Here is a 19,951-nt window from a genome sequence, read left to right on the forward strand (position 1 = left end):
CCTGGAAACCCCTTCCCCCGCGAACGCCCCCCGGGCGCCGTAGCGGTCAGTCGCTGTTCCGGAGTCCCCCATGTTCAACAATCTGAGCATCACGGCGAAGCTGACGCTCGCCTTCGGCGCGATGGTCGCCATCATCATCGGTGTGGTGACGGCCGTGTACACCACCCTGGACAAGGTCGCGAAGTCCGCCGAGGGCGACACCGAGAGCCACCAGGTGATGATCGCCGTGCGCACCCTGGAGGGGGACATGGCCGACCTGGAGACGGGCCAGCGCGGCTTCATCATCACCGGCGACGACAAGTTCCTGGAGCCCTACAACCTGTCCCGGCTGAGCGTGTCGCAGAACCTGGACCGCATCCGCGAGCTCACCCAGCGTGACCACCGCGAGCAGGAGCGTCAGCAGGAGATCCGCGACCTGCTGCAGCAATGGATCACCCAGCACCTGGAACCCCTCATCGCCCAGCGCCGCGAGGTCAACGCGGGCCGGGGGGAGCTGGCCCAGCTGGTCGCGGTGGAGCAGTCCGCGCGCGGCAAGCAGACCGCGGACCGCATCCGGATGCTGCTCACCAAGCTGGCGGATGACGAGGCGGCCCTCCTGCAGGAGCGCACCGCCCGGACCGGGGCCATGGCGCAGGACCTGTACAACGTGATCATCACTGGCGGCGTGATGGGCGTGGTGCTCGCGGCCCTGCTGTCCTACTTCCTCACCCGCAGCATCGTGCAGCCGCTGACGGAGGCCGTGCAGGTGACGGCGCAGGTGACGGCCGGCGACCTCACGGCGAACATCACCGCCCGGGGCACCGACGAGACGGGCCGGATGATGACCAGCATGCGGGACATGATCCAGCGGCTGTCGGGCGTCATCAGCGAGGTGCGCGGCGCCGCGGGCTCGCTGTCGTCCGCGTCCCTCCAGGTGGCGTCCGCCGCGCAGGGGCTGTCGCAGGGCACCAGCTCCCAGGCGGCCTCCGTGGAGGAGACCACCGCCAGCCTGGAGCAGCTCAACGTCAGCATCCGCCAGAACTCGGAGAACAGCCGGGAGATGGAGCAGACGGCCCTCAAGGGCGCCCGCGACGCGGAGGAGAGCGGCCGCGCGGTGAAGGAGACCGTGGAGGCGATGAACGCCATCGCGGAGCGCATCTCCATCGTGGAGGAGATCGCCTACCAGACGAACCTGCTCGCGCTGAACGCCGCGGTGGAAGCGGCGCGCGCCGGTGAGCACGGCCGGGGCTTCTCCGTCGTCGCCACGGAGGTGCGCAAGCTGGCGGAGCGCAGCCAGAAGGCCGCGAAGGAGATTGGCGGCCTGGCCACCTCCAGCGTGAAGGTCGCCGAGCGCAGCGGCCAGCTCTTGTCGGAGCTGGTGCCCGCCATCCGCCGCACGTCGGAGCTGGTGCAGCAGGTGACCAACGCCTCGCGCGAGCAGTCCATCGGCGTGTCGCAGATGAACCGCGCCATGACGCAGGTGGATCAGGTCACCCAGCGCAACGCGTCCGCCGCGGAGGAGCTGTCCTCCACCGCGGAGGAGATGGCCACCCAGGCCGAGTCCCTCCTGCAGATGATGACCTTCTTCCGGCTCATGGAGGGCCTCAGCTTCAACCACCACGTCGCGCCGCGCGCTCCGGCGTCCCGGCTGCCGGCCTCGCCCGCGCGGGGACTCCAGGCGGCGGCGCAGGGGCCGCTCGGCGCGTCCACGCCCACCGCGTTGGCCCGGCTCCAGAACGGCGCGGATGCTCCGGCCCCCCATGACTTCCAGCGGTTCTAGGGAGGCGCGCGCACCATGAACCCTTCCAACGAACCGGGCGGCGGCAAATCCAGCTACCTCAGCTTCATGCTCGCGGGCGAGGAGTACGCCGTGGGCCTCCTGCGGGTGCGGGAGATCATCGAATACCGCCCCGTCACGCGAGTGCCGGGCATGCCCGCGGCCGTGCAGGGCGTCATCAACCTGCGCGGCAGCGTGGTGCCCGTCGTGGACCTGGCGGTGAAGTTCGGGCTGCCGCCCCGGCCCATCACCCGCTGGTCCTGCTTCGTCATCGTGGAGGTGGCGCTCGACGGCCAGCAGACGGTGCTGGGGCTGCTCACGGACACCGTGCGCGAGGTGCTGGAGCTGGGCCCCGCGGACATCGAGCCGCCCCCCGCCTTCGGCACGCGCGTGCGGCTGGAGTTCCTGCGGGGCATGGGCCGCCACAACGACGGGTTCATCCTGCTGCTGGACCTGGACCGGCTCCTGTCGCTGGAGGAGCTGCTCAAGCTGACGACCGCCTCCGAAGAGGCCCCGCCCCCCGTGCCGTCCCAGGCTCCGGAGGCGCCGCCGGCACCGGAAGCGTCAGGCAACGGGTGAGGGGATGAGCGGGCAGGACCCCTGGCCCTCCTCGCTGCCTCCGGCGCTGTCGCGCTCGGAGCTGGCGCTGTTCCAGCACCTGGTGGAGGCGGAGGCCGGCATCCACCTGTCGTCGGCCAAGAGCGCGCTGGTGGCGAACCGGCTGTCGCGGCGGATGCGGGAGCTGGGGCTGACGTCCTTCGCCGCGTACCACGCGTTCGTCACCGCGCGGGGGAACGAGGCGGAGAAGGTGCGGATGCTCGACAGCCTCTGCACGCACGAGACGTCCTTCTTCCGCGAGCCCCGGCACTTCGAGCTGCTGCGCGACCACGTCTTCCCGGAGTGGGGCGCCCAGGCGGCGCAGGGCCGGCGGCCCCGGAGCATCCGCGTCTGGAGCGCCGGGTGCTCCACGGGAGAGGAGCCGTACTCGCTGGCGATGGAGCTGCTGGAGGCGTTCCCCAAGGGCTCCGGATGGAGCCTGGAGGTCGTCGCCACGGACCTGTCCACCTGGGCGGTGAAGCGCGCGGAGGAGGGCCTCTGGAGCCTGGAGCGGGCCCGGACCATTCCGCAGGCGCTGCTGCGCAAGTACATGCTGAAGGGCGTGCGCACCCAGGAGGGGCTGATGACGGCGGGGCCGGAGCTGCGCCAGTTCATGCGCTTCGCGCGCGCGAACCTGCACGCGCCAGCCACCTGGCCGATGGGGCCGTTCGACATCATCTTCTGCCGCAACGTGCTCATCTACTTCGGCGCGGAAGCCCGGACGCGCGTCATCCAGGGGCTGCTGTCACGGCTGCCGGAGACGGGCTACTTCTTCCTGGGGCACGCGGAGAGTCTGATTGGCATTACCGCCGCTGCGCGGTCCGTGAGCGCGAACGTGTACACGCCGCGCCCGGGCCCGCCGCTGCCGTCGCGCGAGTAGCGGGCGCGCCGCTGGCCGTTGTTGCACGGCCGGCCGGCCCCACCGGATGCGCTAGCCTGCGCGCACGATGAAACCTGCGTTTGACAAGGTGGAGACCCCCAGGCTCGTGCTGAGGCGGCTGGAGCCGGAGGACCTGGACGCCCTGGTGGCCTACCGGAACGACCCGGAGGTGGCGCGGTTCCAGAGCTGGACGGACTACGACGCGCAGCGGGGAATGCAGCTCATTGATTCCATGCGGGAGCGCCAGCCCGGCGAGCCCGGCTGGTTCCAGTTCGCCATCGCCCTGAAGGCCACGAACGCGCTCATCGGGGACTGCGCGCTGCGCGTGGACGCGGATGATCCGCGCCTGGGCGAGATTGGCTTCACGCTGTCACGCGAGCACCAGGGCCAGGGCCTGGGCACCGAGGCCGTGAAGGCGCTGCTCGGCTACCTCTTCGGCACCTTGTCCCTGCATCGGGTGTTCGCCGTGACGGACGCGAAGAACACCGCGGCGGCGATGCTGCTGGAGCGCCTGGGCATGCGCCGCGAGGGGCACTTCCTTGAGAACATCTTCTTCAAGGGCGCCTGGGGAGACGAGTTCCACTACGCGTTGCTCGCCAGGGAGTGGTCCTCCCGCTGAACGTGGCCGTCCCGCGCGGCGGAGCCCTTCCAGCGCGTCAGGCCGACGATGGCCAGCGCCAGGACCGCGACGCTGAAGATGGACGCCTCCAGGCCATAGGCGCCGCCCGAGAGCCACTCCGGGCGGCCGTGGAAGACGGGCGTCCACCAGCCGTGGGACTCATTGCCACTCACGCCGAAGCCCATCACGCCCAGGAACCAGTTCCAGCCCATGTGCACGCCCACCGGCAGCGCGAGGTGCCGCGTGCGCAGGTAGCACAGGCCCAGCATCCAGCCCGCGAGGAAGGTGGTGAGCATCGCCACGATGCGCGTGGGGACGTCCATCTGGGTGTTGAAGGGGTGGGCGAGGCAGAAGATGAGGGAGAGGACGACCTGCGCCCAGAAGGTGCCCAGGCCCCGGATGACGCGCTGGAAGAGGTAGCCGTGGAACAGCGTCTCCTCGAAGAGGGCCACGCCCAGCATCATCCAGGCCGCCTTCATGACCGCGGTCGCCTGGGGATTCCCGGCGCGCTCCAGGTGGTAGCCACCGGCCGCCCAGCCGCAGACGGCCACGAGCCCCACCAGGACCATGCCCCCCAGGACGCCCGCGCCGAAGTGGCGGGCCGGGCCCTGGCCCACGGAGATGCCGAGCGACGCCAGCGGCTGGCGCTCGAGCCGCAGGGCCCCGAGGGTCCCGAGCAGCACCCCCAGGAACGCGAGGAAGGGGTGGGGCACGAACGGCTTCACGGACGCGGGCAGCAGCGTCGAGATCCACATCAGCAGGCCCACCAGGAAGAACGTCGGCAGGAAGAAGCCCAGGGCCTTCCAGCCGTTGCGCAAGTGCCCTTCGCCATCCCGGAACACGGACCGCATGGTGATTCTCCTCACGAGCTTGGATGCGTACCCTGCCTACAACCAACGCGCGGGCCGGGGAAGGATTGCCCCCATTCGACACCGCGTGGGACAACCCGCCGCATGAGCACGGGCCCGAAGACAATCCGCCGAGGTGACCTCTTCTGGTGCGAGCCGGACGAGGCGCGCGGCTCCGTCCCGGCCATTGCCCACCCCCACGTCGTCATCCAGGACGACGTCTTCAATCGCTCTCGCATCCACACCGTCATCGTGTGCGCGCTGACCTCCAACCTGAAGAAGGCGGGCGAGCCCGGCAACGTGCTGCTCGAAGAGGGGGAGGGCCAGCTGGCGAAGCGGAGCGTCGTGGTCGTGTCGCAGGTGTCCTCGGTGGAGAAGGCCCGGCTCGGCGAGCGCATCGGGGCGCTCTCCGACGCGCGGGTCGAGCAGATCCTCGCGGGCCTGCGCTTCCAGCAGGCCTCCTTCTTCCGCGAGGACGATATTTGACCTGGACTGGATGCCTCCCAGGACGCGGAAGCGCTGGCGGCCCTCCTGCTCGACACGCCTGAAGGGCTTCTGACCTGCTCCCGGTGCTGCGCGCGTTGGAGGGACAGCGTCAGGACGACGTCCCGTTCACGAAGGCCCTGGCTCAAGCCATGAGGTGTCTCACGGAGGGGGAACGGGGTTGCCCCAGGCCGCGGCGGAGATCCGCCACTGCCCGCCGGTGCGGACCAGCAGCAGGTGGTCGATGAAGCGCACGCCTCCGACCCGGACCTCCAGCTTCGCGGCGGCCACGTTGCCCCGGACCTCCACCTTCAGGACGTTCCAGGGGCTCTCTCGGTCCTGGATGCCCGCCTCTGCGTTCGCCGCGTAGCGGGCCGCGGCCTCGGAGATGGTTCCCCACGCGAAGGGCACCCCGTCCACGTGCACGCGGTAATAGAGGCAGCCCGGTGTATGGGATTGGTCCAGCAGCGCGTGGCTATAGAGCGCGTGTGCTTCGATCTTCGCGCCGAGCACCGCGCGAACCTCCTGCTGCGCGGAAGGCGACGGGGGCGCGGTCTCTCCTGGCCCAAGCCGCTGGAACACCTTGCCCACGATGCGCCAGCCCACCGGCGTCTCCACGACGAGCAGCAGGTCATCGAACGTATGGTCCGGCCAGCGGGAGACCGCTTCCATCAATGCGAATGGACCTTCGCGGTCGAGCACCGTCTGCCTGCGCTCGGTCGCGGGCTGGGGCGCCTTCGCGTCCGCATCCAATCGCTGCCACCACTCCAGCTGGGTCCGCGTCCGCAGCGTGCCGCCATCCCCGTCCACCCAGTGCATGAGCACGTCCGGATGGAACGCGGACCGCAGCAGCCGGCTGGAGCCCGTGTCGGAGGCCTGGAAGTAGGCCTGCACGGCCTCCTGCGGGCTGGAGTGCAGCCGCGAGAAGGGGCCAGGAGCGGGAAGGGGCGCGGTCCGTGCACAGGCGGTGAGCAGCGCGACCGTCAACAGCGGGAGCGTCTTGGTCATGCCCGGCAAGGTGCGCGTGCAGGTGCGTGAACGCCAATTGATAGTAGCGCCATGAATCCATAGAAAGGTTCGATGGACTTCCCGGACCTCCCCTTCCTGCGCACGTTCGTGACCGTCTACGAGTCTCGCGGCGTGACGGAAGCCGCGGCGCGCCTGCATCGCACCCAGCCCACGGTGAGCTATCAATTGCGCCGGCTGGAGGAGACGCTCGGCGCGCCGCTGTTCGAACGCCGGTCGGCGCGGCTCGTGCCCACGCCCCTGGCGGACCGGCTCTTCCGGTTCCTGGGCGGCTTCGCGCGGGACGTGCAGGCGGTGTTGCAGGGGGACGCGGAGGACCGTCCGCTTGAGATCGCCGCGGTGTCTGGCTTTGGCCGCTACGTGCTCTTCCCTCTGCTGCGGGAGTCGGAGTCGCTGCACCGGGCGCTGACGCTGCGCTACCCGTCAGCGGAGGAGGTCTTCCGCCAGGTGCTGGAGGGCCAGGTGGACGTGGGCTTCTCCTTCCGGTCCACGGTGCATCCCCGGCTCACGCTGACGCCTGTCCATGAAGAGCAGCTCGTGCTCGTCGCGGGGAGGACCTGGGCCCGGCGCCTGCGCGTGCAGGAGCACTTCCAGGACGTGCCTCTGGTGACGTACGACGAGGGGGACTATGTCGTGGGTCGCTGGCTGGGCCACCACTTCGGCCGGCGCCATCCGCACTGGTACAGCACCGCGCACTTCGAGGAGCTGGAGGAGGTGCTGGAATGGGTGGCGCAGGGGCGGGGCGTCGCCGTCGTCCCCGGCTTCTGCATCCCGAAGGGACGGGGCCTGAGCGTGGTGAGCTGGGGCAAGCCCGCGTTGACCAACACGGTGCATGCCGTGCAGCGCACCCAGGCTCCCGTGCGGCCCGCCGTCGCGGAGCTGCTGGCGCGGCTGCGCGACGGCATGCATCCCCTGCCCGCACGCGCTGGGGCCGGGTGACGCCTTACGCCTGGGCCCGGGCCTTCTCCGCGGACGACATGAGTGTCTCCAGCAGCTTCAACCCTGGATAGAAGTTGTCTGCTCCGCATGGCAGGGCAAGGGCGGCCTTGGTCTCCGGCCCGACGAACAGGAAGAAGCCGCCCTGCTCGATGTGGAAGCGCAGCCGCGCGCCGTACGGAAGCAGCCGCTCCCCGTCGTAGTGGAGGAGCCTTGGAATCCGGATCACCAGCCCCTTCTGGGTGAACCGGGCCATGGAGCCCCACGGGATGTCGTCGCCCCGCTGGAACCGCTCGAAGAGCTGGGTGGCGACAATCCCCGCCACGTGCTCGCGCAACGCCTCCAGGTCGGCGTCGTTCCCTTCGGTGATCTGGTCATGGGTGATGGCCCTGAGGCCCGGGCCTGGAGTGAAGCGCATGCCCAACGCAGTGCCGGTGTAGACGCCAGTCCGGTACGTGCGGACCGTGGCGAACTGGAAGCTCGTGAGCTCCGAGTACCGCAGCGTGCGCTCGCGGAGTTTTCTCTGGGTGACCCCCAGCTCATACACGCGGAACTCCACGCGTGCGAGGTAGACGAGCCCCGCGGCAGCCCCCCAAAGCATTCCCATGATGGGAACGACCACGGGGTCCGGCGCCAGGTTGATGCTCATCAGCACGCCAAGGAGGACCGCGATGATCGCTAGGAACCTCGCGATCTCGCGGGTGCCGGCGCTCGGCTTGCGCTCGAACAAGATCCGGCCCAGGGGACCGCTCGTGGGCTGCTCGCGCTCCGACTGTTGAGGCCGCTCCCGGAGCTGGAGCTGACGCTGCGTCAGGAGCTGGAGTTGTCGTGCGTTGGGACTGTCATTGGCAACGCAGAAGAAGGGCAGCTCCTCCCCCTCGCGCCAGAAGGATACCTTCCGGTCGAAGGTCCCGATGTGGGTCAGCGCCCTCAGGGGCATGGCGCCGTGTGAGGCCACGATCAGTTCCTGGGAGCCGAGCATCCAGCCCTGGCCGTGCAGAACGTCGCCTGCCTCGATCTTCGCCTTCGCCGCGTCCGCGAGCCTCTGGAGGAGCTGGTCGAGGACCGGGCCGAAGGTGTCCCGAGTGTTTGCCTGCGTGCGCTGGAAGACCTCGATCCAGTCCCCCTTCCAGGTGAAGTTCATCAGGCGCACGAATCCATTTTGCATGCCATTGAAGAGCACCTCCTCCTCCCTGAGGGAGAAGGACTGGACCTCGGAGAAGGGGATGACCGAGTCGGTGTCCGTCCTCGAGATGACGACGCCCTGCTCGTACACGGTGAAGCCGCAGCGAAGGGCCGCATGTTGGGAGAGGCGGAAACCGCCGACGGCCATCAGCACCACGCCCAACGCGACCAGGCTCCCGCCGAGCGGGGTGAACGTGTTCATGACCAGGATCACGCCGAGACCGCTGAAGGCCAGTCCCCATGCCAGCGCGAAGAAGGCGCCCCTGGCGAGCGTGTACGGAGGCGGTGGGAGCTCCATGCGCTTGACGACGACCGGGCCCAGCGTGTGCTGTCCTGTGCTGTGCAGCGCACTCGATGACATGTCATTCTCCAGGGGCCAGAGACGCAGGTGTCTGAAGTGATGCGGCAAGTCAGGCGCTCACGGAGGCGTACGCCGCGCTCAATCAAAGAATCCGCAATAAACCAGCCATGGAGCATCCATTTCCATTGCGGCACACTGGCATGTGTTCGGTTTCAATAGGAAACCCCACTTTCCAGGCCAGAGGGTAGTCCGGGGGCGCAAAGCGCGTTCCGGTCCGTGTCCTGGAGCGCCACCCGGACTTCGAGCGCGAGGTCCGCGGAGAGCTCCTACAGGCCTCGCTTGTGCACCGGGTCCGGGATGCACCGGTGTTGTGCTTTTCGGAGGGTTCGCCTTTGCTTGTGCCTGCTCAAGGGATTTCCCCCCTCTCCATTCATGCAGTTGCCCGGAGGCGCAGTGCGACAACCGCAGCACGATACCTCGCTGAAGAGCCGTCTCGCGAACCTGAGAGACCATCTGGCGGTGGGGCTCATCGAACGTGAAACCCCGCTCCGTCTAGCGTTGCTTGCAGCCCTCGCAGGTGAGCACCTGCTGCTGGTGGGGCCTCCCGGCACCGCCAAGAGCGAGATGGCCCGACGCTTGAGGCAGGCCTTCCGTGATGCCCCTCTCTTCGAGCGACTGCTGACGCGCTTCACGGTTCCAGAGGAGCTTTTCGGTCCCCTGTCCATCAAGGAACTGGAAGCCGATCGCTATCACCGGCAGACCGACGGCTACCTTCCCTCCGCGGCGTTTGCCTTCCTGGACGAAATCTTCAAGGCCAACAGCGCCATCCTCAACGCGCTGCTCACGCTCCTCAATGAACGTGAGTTCGACAACGGCACGGAGCGCGTCCAAACACCTCTCATCTGCGCCATTGGCGCAAGCAATGAACTCCCTGAAGGCGAGGAGCTGGCGGCCCTCTACGACCGCTTCCTGTTGCGCTGCCATGTCGCCCCCGTCTCGGCCGAAGGCTTCGATACGTTATTGGAACTCCGCGGCGACAAGCCCCCAGAGCCGCCCCTGGACCTGCGTCTCAGCCGGACGTCGCTGGAAACCTTCCGGGCCGAAGCCCGGATGGTCGTCCTGCCCGCGGAGGTGAAAGCGCTGCTCAAGGCCCTGAGGGCGTTCCTTGAGGAGCAGCGGATTCCCGTTTCAGATCGACGATGGCGCAAGATTGTCTATCTGTTGCAGGTATCCGCGTGGAGTCACGGCCGGACGGAGGCCTCCATCTGGGACGGTTGGCTGCTCCAGCACTGCACCTGGGAACGCCCCGAGCAACGCGAGGCCATCTTCAACTGGTACCAGGCACGACTGGGAACGGTGTCCGCGGCGGAGCCGGAGCGCTTCACGAAGCTGGTGGGAGCGCTGGAAAGGCAGCTTGAGCTGGAGAAGCAGTCCCGCTCCCAGGCCCGGAACGAGGACGGACAGCCTCTGTTCCTTGATGAGAACAAACCGGTGACCAAGCCGGAGGGGAAACGCCGCAAGCGGGGCTCAGACAAGGAGCTCCTCTTCCTTGCGCCAGCGGAGCGGAACAGGGACCGGACGATGGGCGGCAAGGGGATGACCCGTGCGGAGGTCGAGCAATACTTCTACAACCATTACGGGTACCGCGATGCGCAGCACTCGGAGCCATACCTGGCGGACAAGAACAATTACTATATCGAGGACTGCCAGTTTCCCCCGATGATGGAGCCCACCCGTTACTCGGTGGTTCATGTCCAGGGCCGGGAGCGGCAGGTCCAGGAGTTGATTGAGGAGGTTTCCCGGTATCGCGCAGGGCTGGATGCGCAGGTGCAAGCCGTCACGACGGTGGTCGATGAGCACCTGTGGATTGCTCCCGGCTTCAGCGGACCCGCCCGCTCCAGCTTGGAGCAGCGGCAGGCGCATGCGAACCTTCTCGCCGCGCGCCTGGAGAAACTGCGCAATGGGGTCCTGGCCCTTCCTCGGGACGCCACATGAGCGAGGCCGGTGGCTTCGACGCAGGCGCACTCGAGCGACGCTACGAGTTGCTGGACCGACTACCGGACTCCCTCTTTCACGCGGCCGCCGTGCATCTGCATGGCACCCTTCGGGATCGCGTCGCGGGGGTGCTCCAATGGCATGACGCCCTGATGCGTGGTTCGCTTCCTTCGCTGGATGGGCTCCAGTGGCCGGATCGGCCAACCGCGGAGTTGCTTCAGCAAGAGCTTTCTTCCCTGCGCTTGCCTCACTTCTGCCAGGGCGAGGCCTCGCTCGTCGAAGCCTTGCTGCTGGACATCCTCGAAGCCAGCTCGGCCGGAGCCCTGAAGCGCCCGGAATGGGAGGCGTCGCGACTTCGTGAATTGATGGAGCAGGAGCGCCAGCGTCGGCAGAAGACCCGAGCCGACTCGGGCTCGTCTGCTGACGAGCCCACGTCCTTCAAGGCGAAGGGGAGGAAGATTGTCCTCGAGGACGCGCTCGACGCGGCGACGCTCGCCGCGCTCCATTCGGAGGCCGCGCGATGGGCGAAGCTCGAGGAGCAGTCCGCGCTTCGAGAGCGGATCCAAACGGCCTGGCAGGAGCGGGTGCGGAGCTGGGCACTGTTGGAGGAGGTCTTCGGCGAACTCGCCATGCTGCTCGGGCGCGGCTGGGACCTGGGCCGGGGACTGCTCCGCTCGCGCGGGTGGTTGGAGACCGCCCGGCTCCGTGAGTTGCTGGAGCGGCTTCCCGCCTTGAAGCGGCTCATCCAGGCGCTGGGGCGGATGCGAACGTCGGAGGACCCCTCCGTGCCGCCGGTAATGGAGACGATCGTGGGGCCCATGCGCCGGGTTCATGAAGAGCGCCGGGAGGTCCAAAGCCCCTTTGCCCGGTCGGAAACGCGCGGTGTCGAGCGCTCTGGAGACGTGCAGCGGATGCTTCCCCCGGAGGCGGTCCTGCTGGGACACCCGACGCTGAGGTTGCTCTGGCATGCCCGCCGCGCGGAACGGACCTTGCTCACCTACAAGGTCGAGGGGACCGAGCTGGAACTCGTCCAGAGCGAAACCGAAGCAGACGAGGCTCGGCAGCGGGCCTCTCCGGCCATGACACGTGGCCCGATCCTGGTCTGCATGGATACCTCCGGTTCCATGGAGGGAACGCCTGAAACGGTCGCGAAGGCGCTGGTCCTGGAGGCGGCCCGCGTGGCCTTCGCGGAGAAGCGGGCTTGCTACCTCTACGCCTTCAGTGGGCCTGGAGACGTGGTGGAGCATGAGCTGTCGCTGACGGAGTCAGGGCTCGCGAGGCTGATGGCTTTCCTCACCCAGTCCTTCGGTGGAGGCACGGACGTGCAGGTGCCGCTCGAAAGGGCCGTTGCCCGTCTGGAGTCCGAAGCGTGGTCTCGTGCGGACCTCCTTCTCGTCAGTGATGGCGAATTCGCTGTTCCCGAGGCGACTCGGAACCTGATGGCCCAGGCCGCCGCACGCAAAGGATTGCGTGCGCATGGCGTCCTGATTGGCGCGGGTCCCGGAGACGCCATGGCCGCGCTGTGCTCACCTGTTCACCGCTTCAATGATTGGGGAAGGCTGCTCGACGGCTCCTGGGAGAAGCCGCCGGGCAGGTGAGCCAGGAGGTGAGAAGGCTCAACCGCGGACCGGCTCTTTCGGTTCTCTGGCGGCTTCGCGCGGAACGTGCAGGAGGTGTCGCAGAGGGACGCTCCGGACCGCATGTCTCACGGTGTTATCAGTAGAGCTGGGAGGGGATGGGACGGGTGGCGTAGACGGGGAGGCCACTGCCGAGCTGGCCTTCCGTGTTGAAGCCAAAGCCCCACAGCGTGCCGTCCGAACGCAGCGCCAGCGTGAACCCTTCGGCCGCGGCGACGGCGGTGGCTCCGCTCTGCCCCACCACCGGTGACGGCGTGGGAACCAGGTTGTCGAGCGTGGCCGGGTTGCCCAGACAGCCATTGAAGTTCAAGCCCCAACCCCACAGGGAGCCGTCCGTGCGCGCCGCCACGACGTGGTAGGCCGCCGCCGCCACGATGCCCGTCCCGCTCCAGCCGGTGACCTGGAAGGGCACGGAGTGGTTCGTGAAGCTGCCGTCGCCCAGCTGTGAGTACCCGTTCTCCCCCCAGGACCAGAGGGTGCCGCCCTAGCGGATGGCGAAGGAGAAGTCCGGGCCCGCGCCCAGGGACACGGCGCTGCTCAGTCCGGACACCGCCACGGGCAGGAGGCTCCGGCTGGTGCTGCCGTCGCCCAGCTGGCCACTGGTGTTCTCCCCCCACGCCCGCACCGTGCCGTCCGACAGCAAGGCCAGACTGTGAGAGTGGCCGGCCGCCACCGCGACCACGCCGGACAGCCCCGCCACCTGCACGGGCGTCCGCCGGCTCACGGTCGTTCCGTCACCCAGCTGGCCCTGCCCGTTGTAGCCCCAGCTCCACACGGTGCCGTCGGCGCGCAGCGCGAGCGTGTGCCAGCCACTGGACGCCACCGCGACGACGCTGCCCAGGCCCGTCACCTGGCCCGGCAGGGTGCTGCCCGCGGTGGCCCCGTTGCCCAACTGCCCCAGGCGTTGTAGCCCTAGGTCCACACGGTGCCGTCCGGGCGCACCGCCAGCGCATGGGACACGCCGGCCGCGACCCGAGGCGCGGCAACCAGCGCGGACGACCGCCGCCCCAGGGCCGCTTGCGGCGCGTCCACCTCCATGCCGCACGCGGCGAGGCCCAGCAGCAAGAGCCCGAAACACAGACACCCAAGCCTGCTCACGAACCCTGTCGAATGACTGCGCATCCCTTGGACTCCTTCGAGGGTAGACGCATGCCCGGGGCCTTCCGGCCCGGCGTGAGATGTCTCTCGTTCCCGGTCATGTTCCCCCTGAACGAAGGCGCCGCCTGCTTCGTGGCGACAATCCACGGGTGTGAATGAATCCGTGTGTTGATGGACAGGGACTCCTCCCCGGGGCCCGGTCCTTCACTCCTCCCCGGAGTCGGAGGCTGTCGAGCTCGATGGTGCGGAGGCGTGCTGGAGCGGAGCGGGTCGCGTGGCTCAGGCGTGACCGGTGCGGCCGATGGCATCCAGGTCCCGGAGGGCGTCGTCCGGCAGCTTGAGGTCGCCCGCGGCCAGGTTCTCCCTCAGGTGGGTGACGGAGGATGTGCCGGGGATGAGCAGGATGTTGGGCGCGCGGTGGAGCAGCCACGCGAGCGCGACCTGCATGGGCGTCGCTCCCAGGCGCTCCGCGACGGCGGACAGGGTGGAGGACTGGAGCGGACTGAACCCACCCAGCGGGAAGAACGGCACGTAGGGGATGCCGTCGCGGGCCAGCGCGTCGATGAGCGCGTCATCGCCCCGGTGCGCCAGGTTGTACTGGTTCTGCACGCAGACGATCCGGGCCAGCCGGCGCCCTTCCGCCACCTGCGTGGCGGTGACGTTGCTGAGCCCGATGTGCCGCACCAGGCCCTGCCGCTGGAGCTCCGCCAGGACGGTCAGCGGCGCCTCGATGGAGCCTTCCGCGGGGCCATGCGTGTCGAACATGATCCGCAGGTTGACCACGTCCAGCACGTCGAGCCCCAGGTTGCGCAGGTTGTCGTGCACGGCCTGCTTCAGCGCCTCCGGCGAGAAGGCGGGGAGCCAGGAACCATCCTCGCCGCGCCGGGCGCCAATCTTGGTGACGATGACGAGCCCGTCGGGGTAGGGCGCGAGCGCCTCGCGGATGAGCCGGTTGGTGACGTGCGGGCCGTAGAAGTCGCTGGTGTCGATGTGGTCCACCCCGCGGGCCACGGCCTCGCGCAGCACGGCCCGTGCCGCGTCAGGGTCCTTGGGCGGGCCGAAGACGCCGGGCCCCGCGAGCTGCATGGCCCCATAGCCGAGGCGCTTCACGGGACGGTCACCGAGGGGGAAGGTGCTGGATGCGTCGATACCGGGCATGCTCGATCTCCTTTTGAGATGCGGCATTCATAGCCACGGTAGGCTTCGGGCATAACAGGGCATGACCCGTACAGGTTGTGCGGAGCGGCGGACAGTGAAGGTCGACCTGGGTGATTTGAATGCCTTCGTGGTGGTGGCGCGGGCCCGGAGCTTCCGCGAGGGAGCGCGCCTGAGCGGGAGCAGCGCGTCCTCGCTGAGCGACGCGGTCCGCCGGCTGGAGGAGCGGCTGGGTGTCCGCCTGCTCAACCGCACGACGCGCAGCGTGGTCCCCACCGAAGCTGGGGAAGGCCTGCTGGAGCGACTGGCACCAGCGCTGACGGAGATGGAGGCCGCGCTCGACGTGGTGAACGGCTTCCGTGGGCGGCCCGCCGGTGTGTTGCGCCTCAACGTGCCCATCAGCGCGTCCCGGCTGGTGCTGCCGCACATCGTTCCCGCGTTCCTCGCCACCTATCCCGACATCCAGCTGGAGGTCATCGCCGATGACAGCTTCGTGGACGTCATCGGCGCCGGGTGTGACGCGGGCATCCGCTACGACGAAAGGCTGGAGCAGGACATGATCGCGGTGCCCATCGGGCCCCGCGTCCAGCGCTTCGCCACGGCCGCGGCGCCGGCGTACCTGGAGCGGCACGGGCGGCCGGAGCACCCCCGGGACCTGATGAAGCACGCCTGTCTGATTGGCCGGTTCGCGAGCGGTGCGACAACGACGCCCTGGGAGTTCGAGCGCGACGGCGAGGTGGTGAAGGTCGAGCCCACGGGGCCGCTCATCGTGCGGGTGGGCGGGGCGACGGACCTCGCCGTCGACGCCGCGATCGCCGGCACTGGCATCGTTCAAATCTTCGAGGACTGGCTGCGCCCGCACCTGGACAGCGGAGCCCTGGTGCCCGTCCTCGAACCCTGGTGGCAGTCCTTCCCGGGACCGTTCCTCTACTACCCCGGGCGGCGCCTGGTGCCCGCGCCGCTGCGCGCGTTCATCGACTTCATCAAGACCCCGTGAAGGATGTCGCACTGTGAGTATGTGTGAGGCATTGACGGGAAGTAAAGAGGTTTTTATGGTTATTCCGCTAAGGCGGTTCTGAGTCAGTCGTATCGCGTGACGCCGCCCTGGCCTTCACCCTCTCCCAGGAGCGTCCGACGTGAAGTTCCTTCTCCAGACCCCAACCCTTGCCGCGGCCCTGACGTCGATGCTGGCCGCCGGCTCCGCCTCCGCGGCGAGCCGTGTCGACCTGCAGCAGCAGGAACTGGGAGCCATCCGCCAGCGGCACGCGGCCACCTTCCTCACCGGTGGCGCCGACCGTGAGTCTGCCCGCCATGCGCAGGCGCTCGGCCTGGATGCGGACTCGGGCCTGACCCTGCTCGACAGCGTCAGCGACCACGGCGTGCGCAACCACCGCTACCAGCAGACCTTCCGGGGCCTGCCCATCTTCGGCGAGCACGTCATCGTCAACGAGGACGCCAACGGGGAACTGCGCGCGCTGTTCGGGCGCAAGGTCACCGGCCTGGAGCGGGAGATTTCACAGGGGGCTCCCCGGCTGTCCGCCACGGAGGCGCTGGACATCGCCAAGGGGGCCAGCCCGGGCAGCCGCGTGCGCGCCATGCTCTTCGAGAACGAGCGCTCCCAGCTGATGATCTACGTCGACGACGATGGCCGTGCCCACAAGGCCTGGGTCGTCAGCTACTTCGCGGACGTGCTCGGCGGCGGCGCGCCCACGCGGCCGCTGGTCATCGTCGACGCGGAGGATGGCCGGGTGCTCAAGCAGTGGGAGAACCTGCAGCACGTGCTGATCGGCACCGGCCCTGGTGGCAACGTCAAGACGGGGCAGTACGAGTACGGCACGAACTACGGCTACATGGACGTGGCGCAGTCGGGCACCACGTGCACGATGACCAACGCCAACGTGCAGACCGTGAACCTCAACGGCGGCACGTCCGGCTCCACCCCGTTCTCCTACACCTGTCCTCGCAACACGGTGAAGACCATCAACGGGGCGTATTCGCCGCTCAATGACGCGCACTTCTTCGGCAGCGTCATCTTCAACATGTATCAGGCCTACGTCGGCAAGGCCCCGCTGACGTTCCAGCTCACGATGCGGGTGCACTACGGCACCAACTACGAGAACGCGTTCTGGAACGGCTCGGCCATGACGTTTGGCGACGGGTACACGACGTTCTACCCGCTGGTCAGCCTGGACGTCGGCGCGCACGAGGTGTCCCACGGCTTCACCGAGCAGAACTCCGGGTTGATCTACTCCGGCCAGTCCGGCGGCATCAACGAGGCCTACTCCGACATCGCGGGCGAGGCCGCCGAGTTCTACATGCGGGGCGCCAATGACTTCCTCGTCGGCGCCGAGATCTTCAAGAGCAGCGGGGCGCTGCGCTACATGTCCAACCCGCCGCTGGACGGCCAGTCCATCGGCCACGCGTCCAACTATTACAACGGCCTGGACGTGCACTACTCGTCCGGTGTGTACAACAAGGCCTTCTACCTGCTGGCCACCAGGCCGGGCTGGAACACGCCGAAGGCCTTCCAGGTCTTCGCCCGCGCCAATGACCTGTACTGGAGCCCCAGCACGGACTTCAACCAGGGTGCGTGCGGCGTGCAGACGGCGGCGCAGGACTACGGCTACAGCGTCTCCGACGTGGCGTCGGCCTTCGCCTCGGTGGGCGTGAGCTGCGGCGGTGCCATCGAGCTGTTCCGGCAGACGGACACCAGCGGCAAGCTCACCATCGCGGTGTTCGAGCGCTACGCGACGACGGCCGCGGGCGTGAACACCAACTTCACGGTGACGGTCCCCAGCGACTTCGTGGTGATTGGCGGTGGCGGTGAGGGCAAGGAGGCCCCGTCGGGCAACCTGCTGACCGCGTCGTATCCGGACACCGGCCTGACCTCGTGGCTGGTCTCCACCAAGGACCACCTGATCGCGGATCCGGTGCAGGTGCGTGCGTGGGCCATTGGCCTGAAGGTCGCGGGGCTGACCCCGGCGCAGCTGCGCGGCTACCTGGCCGTCAGCACGGCGACCAGCGCCAATGTCGCGCACCCTGACGTCACCGCGGCCCTGCCGGCGGGCTACGTGCTGGCGGGCGGCGGCATCAAGGTGAACTGGACGGGCGCGGGCAACCTGGCCACCGCCTCGGCGCCCTCCACCACGACCTCCTGGCGCGTGCGCTCCAAGGACCACACCAACTCCTCGCCCGCGACGGCGACGGCGTATGCGATTGGCATCAACAGCTCCATCCCGGGCGTCGGCACCATCAGCAACGTCATCAACGGGGGCACGTCGTCGGTGGTGGCGCACCCCGCCTACACCGTGGGCCTGAGCACCGGCTATGCGCTCAGCGGCTGTGGTGCGTTCGTCAACTGGAGTGGCGCGGGCAACATGCTGTGGCGCATCAAGCCGGTGAACTCGGGCTGCTCGGTCGCGTCGAAGGACCACGAGGACTCCTCCCCGGCGTCCATCTCCGGCTACGCGCTCGGCCTGCGCGCGAACTGAGCGGCACCGGTAGTGCCGTGGATCCCGGGCCGCGTGTCATGCGGCCCGGGGTGCTCGTGCTCGTGTGCAACATCCACCCGCGCAAGTCCTGCGGCCTGGAGCACCGGAGGCCCTGCCCACGTCGCTCCAGGTCCACGGGTCCGGCCCTCCGCTCAGCCGCGGAGCCGGTCCGCCAGGTCCTGCGCCAGACCGCACATGGTGAGCGTGGGGTTCCACGAGCCCGAGGTCGGGAAGAGCGCTCCACCCGTCACGTAGACGTTGTGCACGCCGTGCGGGCGGTAGTCGAGTCCGACCACCGAGGTCGCCGGGTCCTTGCCCATCCACAGCGGCGAGGCCTCGTGCACGATGATGTTCAGGCGGATGCTCTTCTTGCCCGGCCGCTGCGGCTGCCAGGAGCCGCCGTTGCCGCTCGCGTCGTCGACCCAGTACTCGACCTCCGGCGCCGGGCCCGAGCACCCCACGCGCCCCGCCAGCACGTCGATGGTCTGATACGTCGCCTCGTCGAGCACGTCCCACAGGTGGTGGTCCTGCACCCCGGGCTGGAGCTGCAGGGTGATGTTGGTGGCGGGGTCGGTGCCGCCGTTCATGCGGATCCAGTTGTCGGGGTTCTTCTCGCTCACCTCGCCCAGGGTCGCGCAGACGAACACCACGTAGTCCTCGGAGCCCTTCAGTTGCGCCATCGACGCGACCGCCGCGGCGTCCGGCGCTTCGTGGGCGATGGTGCTCTCGTCCGCCTCCGGGTTCGCGGCGGCGAAGGCGCTGGCCTGCACGTGGTACTGCAAGCCATTGGGCGCCTTGCCGTCCAGGTAGGTGGCGCCAATCTCCAGCGCGGACAGGTCCTTGAACGCCGAGCGCTTCACGCGCGCCGTGATGTGAGACATGAAGTGCCCAGTGTAGCGCTTGCCAATGTTCGGCAGGGCTCCCTTGAAGGAGTTCATCAGGAGCGTCGCGGGCGGGATGGTCCCCATCGCCAGCACGACCTTCGCCGAGCTCACCGCCAGCGGGCCTCGGCTGGTTTCCAGGGCGGTCACCGTCCCATGCCCGTCATGCACCAGCCGGTTGACGACGCAGTGGTCGACGATGGTCAGCGGCTGTCCCTTGCCCCGGGCCGCCAGCGCCTTCTGGGCCTGCTGCAGGTCCAGCAGCGTGCCGACGGTGGAGTACTTGTAGAACTTGACCCCCTTCCACGGAGTGTTGCCGACGGCGATGGGCGCGGGGAACGCGTTCTGCGCCGAGGGCACGGCGTGCTTGAAGTTCTCGCGGAGGTTCACGTCGAGCTGGTGCTGGAGGCTGCCGTAGACGCCGTCGTGGATCCTGTCCACCGGGGTGACGTGCAGGAAGGCGCGGGCGCGGTCCCAGAAGCCCGGCTGGAGCGTGACGTCGATGAGCTCCTGCGGCCAGTCGCGCATCAGGTCGGGGCCGGGCGCCGGGCACCAGGCGCTCCAGTACGTGGAGCGTCCGCCCAGCACGGGGATGTAGCCGGCCTGGAAGAACTCCAGCTCCGTGGTCGCCATCCGCGTCGTGCGCGTCCACGGATAGGTAGTGGGCGGCGAGCCGGTCGCGGCCTGGAAGGCGAGCGGCAGCATCTGGTAGTGCGTGGGCAACCAGAAGCCGCCCCGCTCCAGCACCAGGATGCGCGCGTTCGGGTTGTGCTTCAGCGTCTGCTCGATGAAGGCCACGCCGGTGGGCCCGGTGCCAATCACGATGAAGTCATACGCGGAGGCCTGGATGTCGCTCCACGCGTTCGGCGTGGCGAAGAACGCCTGTCCGGCGATCTGATCCGCGCTGGCCTCCTGCGGCCCCGGGACGGGATAGCCCAGGGAGATGCCCTTCGGGACGTTGCGGGAGCCTGCGAAGAACTTCTTGTAGTTGGCGGACATTGGGACCTCTTCACGCGAGACGGAGGGAGGTGCTTGCGTCTGGTTTTGCAGAACGCGTGCCGCA

General features: G+C 68.6%; 18 protein-coding genes and 1 pseudogene. 10 read left to right on the forward strand and 9 right to left on the reverse strand.

Features of this window, described 5'->3' with window-relative positions; genetic code table 11:
* The first annotated feature begins 70 nt into the window (after positions 1-70).
* The 4 genes from D7W79_RS11660 (at position 71) to D7W79_RS11675 (ending at position 3,852) form a co-directional block, all read left to right on the forward strand.
* Positions 71-1,759, forward strand: coding sequence for a methyl-accepting chemotaxis protein (locus D7W79_RS11660; RefSeq protein WP_120525440.1), 1,689 nt, complete (start codon positions 71-73; stop codon positions 1,757-1,759).
* A gap of 15 nt (positions 1,760-1,774) precedes the next feature.
* Positions 1,775-2,335, forward strand: a complete 561-nt coding sequence (locus D7W79_RS11665) for a chemotaxis protein CheW (RefSeq protein WP_120525441.1) — start codon at positions 1,775-1,777, stop codon at positions 2,333-2,335.
* Between the two features lie 4 nt (positions 2,336-2,339).
* Complete coding sequence (locus D7W79_RS11670) at positions 2,340-3,233, forward strand: CheR family methyltransferase (RefSeq protein ID WP_120525442.1); 894 nt, start codon at positions 2,340-2,342, stop codon at positions 3,231-3,233.
* A gap of 67 nt (positions 3,234-3,300) precedes the next feature.
* Positions 3,301-3,852 (forward strand): GNAT family N-acetyltransferase, encoded by a 552-nt coding sequence (locus D7W79_RS11675; RefSeq protein ID WP_120525443.1) that lies wholly within the window; start codon positions 3,301-3,303, stop codon positions 3,850-3,852.
* Here D7W79_RS11675 and D7W79_RS11680 read toward each other — a convergent pair.
* The gene (locus D7W79_RS11680) at positions 3,816-4,703 is read right to left on the reverse strand and encodes a CPBP family intramembrane glutamic endopeptidase (RefSeq protein WP_120525444.1); all 888 of its coding nucleotides are present in this window, start codon (positions 4,701-4,703) and stop codon (positions 3,816-3,818) included. The genes D7W79_RS11675 and D7W79_RS11680 overlap by 37 nt on opposite strands.
* A 102-nt stretch (positions 4,704-4,805) precedes the next feature.
* Here D7W79_RS11680 and D7W79_RS11685 point away from each other — a divergent pair, with 102 nt between their 5' ends.
* Positions 4,806-5,186 carry a type II toxin-antitoxin system PemK/MazF family toxin gene (locus D7W79_RS11685; protein WP_120525445.1) on the forward strand — a complete coding sequence of 127 codons (381 nt, stop codon included), beginning with the start codon at positions 4,806-4,808 and terminating at the stop codon, positions 5,184-5,186.
* A 159-nt stretch (positions 5,187-5,345) separates the two neighbouring features.
* Here D7W79_RS11685 and D7W79_RS11690 read toward each other — a convergent pair whose 3' ends face one another.
* Positions 5,346-6,191 (reverse strand): nuclear transport factor 2 family protein, encoded by an 846-nt coding sequence (locus D7W79_RS11690; protein ID WP_120525446.1) that lies wholly within the window; start codon positions 6,189-6,191, stop codon positions 5,346-5,348.
* A 72-nt stretch (positions 6,192-6,263) separates the two neighbouring features.
* Here D7W79_RS11690 and D7W79_RS11695 point away from each other — a divergent pair, with 72 nt between their 5' ends.
* Complete coding sequence (locus D7W79_RS11695) at positions 6,264-7,148, forward strand: LysR family transcriptional regulator (RefSeq protein ID WP_120525447.1); 885 nt, start codon at positions 6,264-6,266, stop codon at positions 7,146-7,148.
* Between the two features lie 4 nt (positions 7,149-7,152).
* On the opposite strand, the gene D7W79_RS11700 is transcribed toward D7W79_RS11695, so the two are convergent.
* Positions 7,153-8,691, reverse strand: a complete 1,539-nt coding sequence (locus tag D7W79_RS11700; RefSeq protein ID WP_120525448.1) for a hypothetical protein — start codon at positions 8,689-8,691, stop codon at positions 7,153-7,155.
* 393 nt (positions 8,692-9,084) lie between these two features.
* On the opposite strand from D7W79_RS11700, the gene D7W79_RS11705 reads away from it, so the two are divergent.
* Positions 9,085-10,626 carry an AAA family ATPase gene (locus D7W79_RS11705; protein ID WP_244221714.1) on the forward strand — a complete coding sequence of 514 codons (1,542 nt, stop codon included), beginning with the start codon at positions 9,085-9,087 and terminating at the stop codon, positions 10,624-10,626.
* On the forward strand, positions 10,623-12,224 hold the full coding sequence (locus D7W79_RS11710; RefSeq protein WP_120525450.1) for a VWA domain-containing protein: 1,602 nt from the start codon (positions 10,623-10,625) through the stop codon (positions 12,222-12,224). The genes D7W79_RS11705 and D7W79_RS11710 overlap by 4 nt, the downstream gene beginning before the upstream one ends.
* 118 nt (positions 12,225-12,342) lie before the next feature.
* On the opposite strand, the gene D7W79_RS11715 is transcribed toward D7W79_RS11710, so the two are convergent.
* The 5 genes and pseudogenes from D7W79_RS11715 to D7W79_RS11725 all read right to left on the reverse strand — a co-directional run bounded on the left by D7W79_RS11715 (position 12,343) and on the right by D7W79_RS11725 (position 14,519).
* Complete coding sequence (locus D7W79_RS11715; RefSeq protein WP_338078799.1) at positions 12,343-12,636, reverse strand: RCC1 domain-containing protein; 294 nt, start codon at positions 12,634-12,636, stop codon at positions 12,343-12,345.
* Positions 12,634-12,732, reverse strand: a pseudogene (locus tag D7W79_RS45715) (hypothetical protein); the annotation flags it as partial. The pseudogene D7W79_RS45715 and the gene D7W79_RS11715, both read right to left, overlap by 3 nt.
* 15 nt (positions 12,733-12,747) lie before the next feature.
* Positions 12,748-13,155, reverse strand: a complete 408-nt coding sequence (locus D7W79_RS43605; protein ID WP_208729700.1) for an RCC1 domain-containing protein — start codon at positions 13,153-13,155, stop codon at positions 12,748-12,750.
* A 20-nt stretch (positions 13,156-13,175) separates the two neighbouring features.
* Positions 13,176-13,385 carry a hypothetical protein gene (locus D7W79_RS43610; protein WP_158616942.1) on the reverse strand — a complete coding sequence of 70 codons (210 nt, stop codon included), beginning with the start codon at positions 13,383-13,385 and terminating at the stop codon, positions 13,176-13,178.
* 255 nt (positions 13,386-13,640) lie between these two features.
* Positions 13,641-14,519 carry an aldo/keto reductase family oxidoreductase gene (locus tag D7W79_RS11725; protein ID WP_120525453.1) on the reverse strand — a complete coding sequence of 293 codons (879 nt, stop codon included), beginning with the start codon at positions 14,517-14,519 and terminating at the stop codon, positions 13,641-13,643.
* 94 nt (positions 14,520-14,613) lie between these two features.
* On the opposite strand from D7W79_RS11725, the gene D7W79_RS11730 reads away from it, so the two are divergent.
* A complete protein-coding gene (locus D7W79_RS11730; protein ID WP_120525454.1) occupies positions 14,614-15,513 on the forward strand; it encodes a LysR family transcriptional regulator in 900 nt (299 codons plus the stop codon).
* 139 nt (positions 15,514-15,652) lie between these two features.
* Positions 15,653-18,007 carry a M4 family metallopeptidase gene (locus D7W79_RS45720; protein ID WP_276375348.1) on the forward strand — a complete coding sequence of 785 codons (2,355 nt, stop codon included), beginning with the start codon at positions 15,653-15,655 and terminating at the stop codon, positions 18,005-18,007.
* A 152-nt stretch (positions 18,008-18,159) separates the two neighbouring features.
* On the opposite strand, the gene D7W79_RS11740 is transcribed toward D7W79_RS45720, so the two are convergent.
* On the reverse strand, positions 18,160-19,887 hold the full coding sequence (locus D7W79_RS11740; protein ID WP_120525456.1) for a GMC oxidoreductase: 1,728 nt from the start codon (positions 19,885-19,887) through the stop codon (positions 18,160-18,162).
* Between the last annotated feature and the right edge of the window lie 64 nt (positions 19,888-19,951).

The sequence above is a fragment of the Corallococcus exercitus genome (genome assembly GCF_003611585.1).
GTDB lineage: Bacteria > Myxococcota > Myxococcia > Myxococcales > Myxococcaceae > Corallococcus > Corallococcus exercitus.

Bases quoted from the DNA above. Each gene is read 5' to 3' on its own strand.
- D7W79_RS11660 (WP_120525440.1), top strand. From the start codon at position 71: ATGTTCAACAATCTGAGCATCACGGCGAAGCTGACGCTCGCCTTCGGC.
- D7W79_RS11665 (WP_120525441.1), top strand. From the start codon at position 1,775: ATGAACCCTTCCAACGAACCGGGCGGCGGCAAATCCAGCTACCTCAGC.
- D7W79_RS11670 (WP_120525442.1), top strand. From the start codon at position 2,340: ATGAGCGGGCAGGACCCCTGGCCCTCCTCGCTGCCTCCGGCGCTGTCG.
- D7W79_RS11675 (WP_120525443.1), top strand. From the start codon at position 3,301: ATGAAACCTGCGTTTGACAAGGTGGAGACCCCCAGGCTCGTGCTGAGG.
- D7W79_RS11680 (WP_120525444.1), bottom strand. From the start codon at position 4,703: ATGCGGTCCGTGTTCCGGGATGGCGAAGGGCACTTGCGCAACGGCTGG.
- D7W79_RS11685 (WP_120525445.1), top strand. From the start codon at position 4,806: ATGAGCACGGGCCCGAAGACAATCCGCCGAGGTGACCTCTTCTGGTGC.
- D7W79_RS11690 (WP_120525446.1), bottom strand. From the start codon at position 6,191: ATGACCAAGACGCTCCCGCTGTTGACGGTCGCGCTGCTCACCGCCTGT.
- D7W79_RS11695 (WP_120525447.1), top strand. From the start codon at position 6,264: ATGGACTTCCCGGACCTCCCCTTCCTGCGCACGTTCGTGACCGTCTAC.
- D7W79_RS11700 (WP_120525448.1), bottom strand. From the start codon at position 8,691: ATGTCATCGAGTGCGCTGCACAGCACAGGACAGCACACGCTGGGCCCG.
- D7W79_RS11710 (WP_120525450.1), top strand. From the start codon at position 10,623: ATGAGCGAGGCCGGTGGCTTCGACGCAGGCGCACTCGAGCGACGCTAC.
- D7W79_RS43610 (WP_158616942.1), bottom strand. From the start codon at position 13,385: ATGCGCAGTCATTCGACAGGGTTCGTGAGCAGGCTTGGGTGTCTGTGT.
- D7W79_RS11725 (WP_120525453.1), bottom strand. From the start codon at position 14,519: ATGCCCGGTATCGACGCATCCAGCACCTTCCCCCTCGGTGACCGTCCC.
- D7W79_RS11740 (WP_120525456.1), bottom strand. From the start codon at position 19,887: ATGTCCGCCAACTACAAGAAGTTCTTCGCAGGCTCCCGCAACGTCCCG.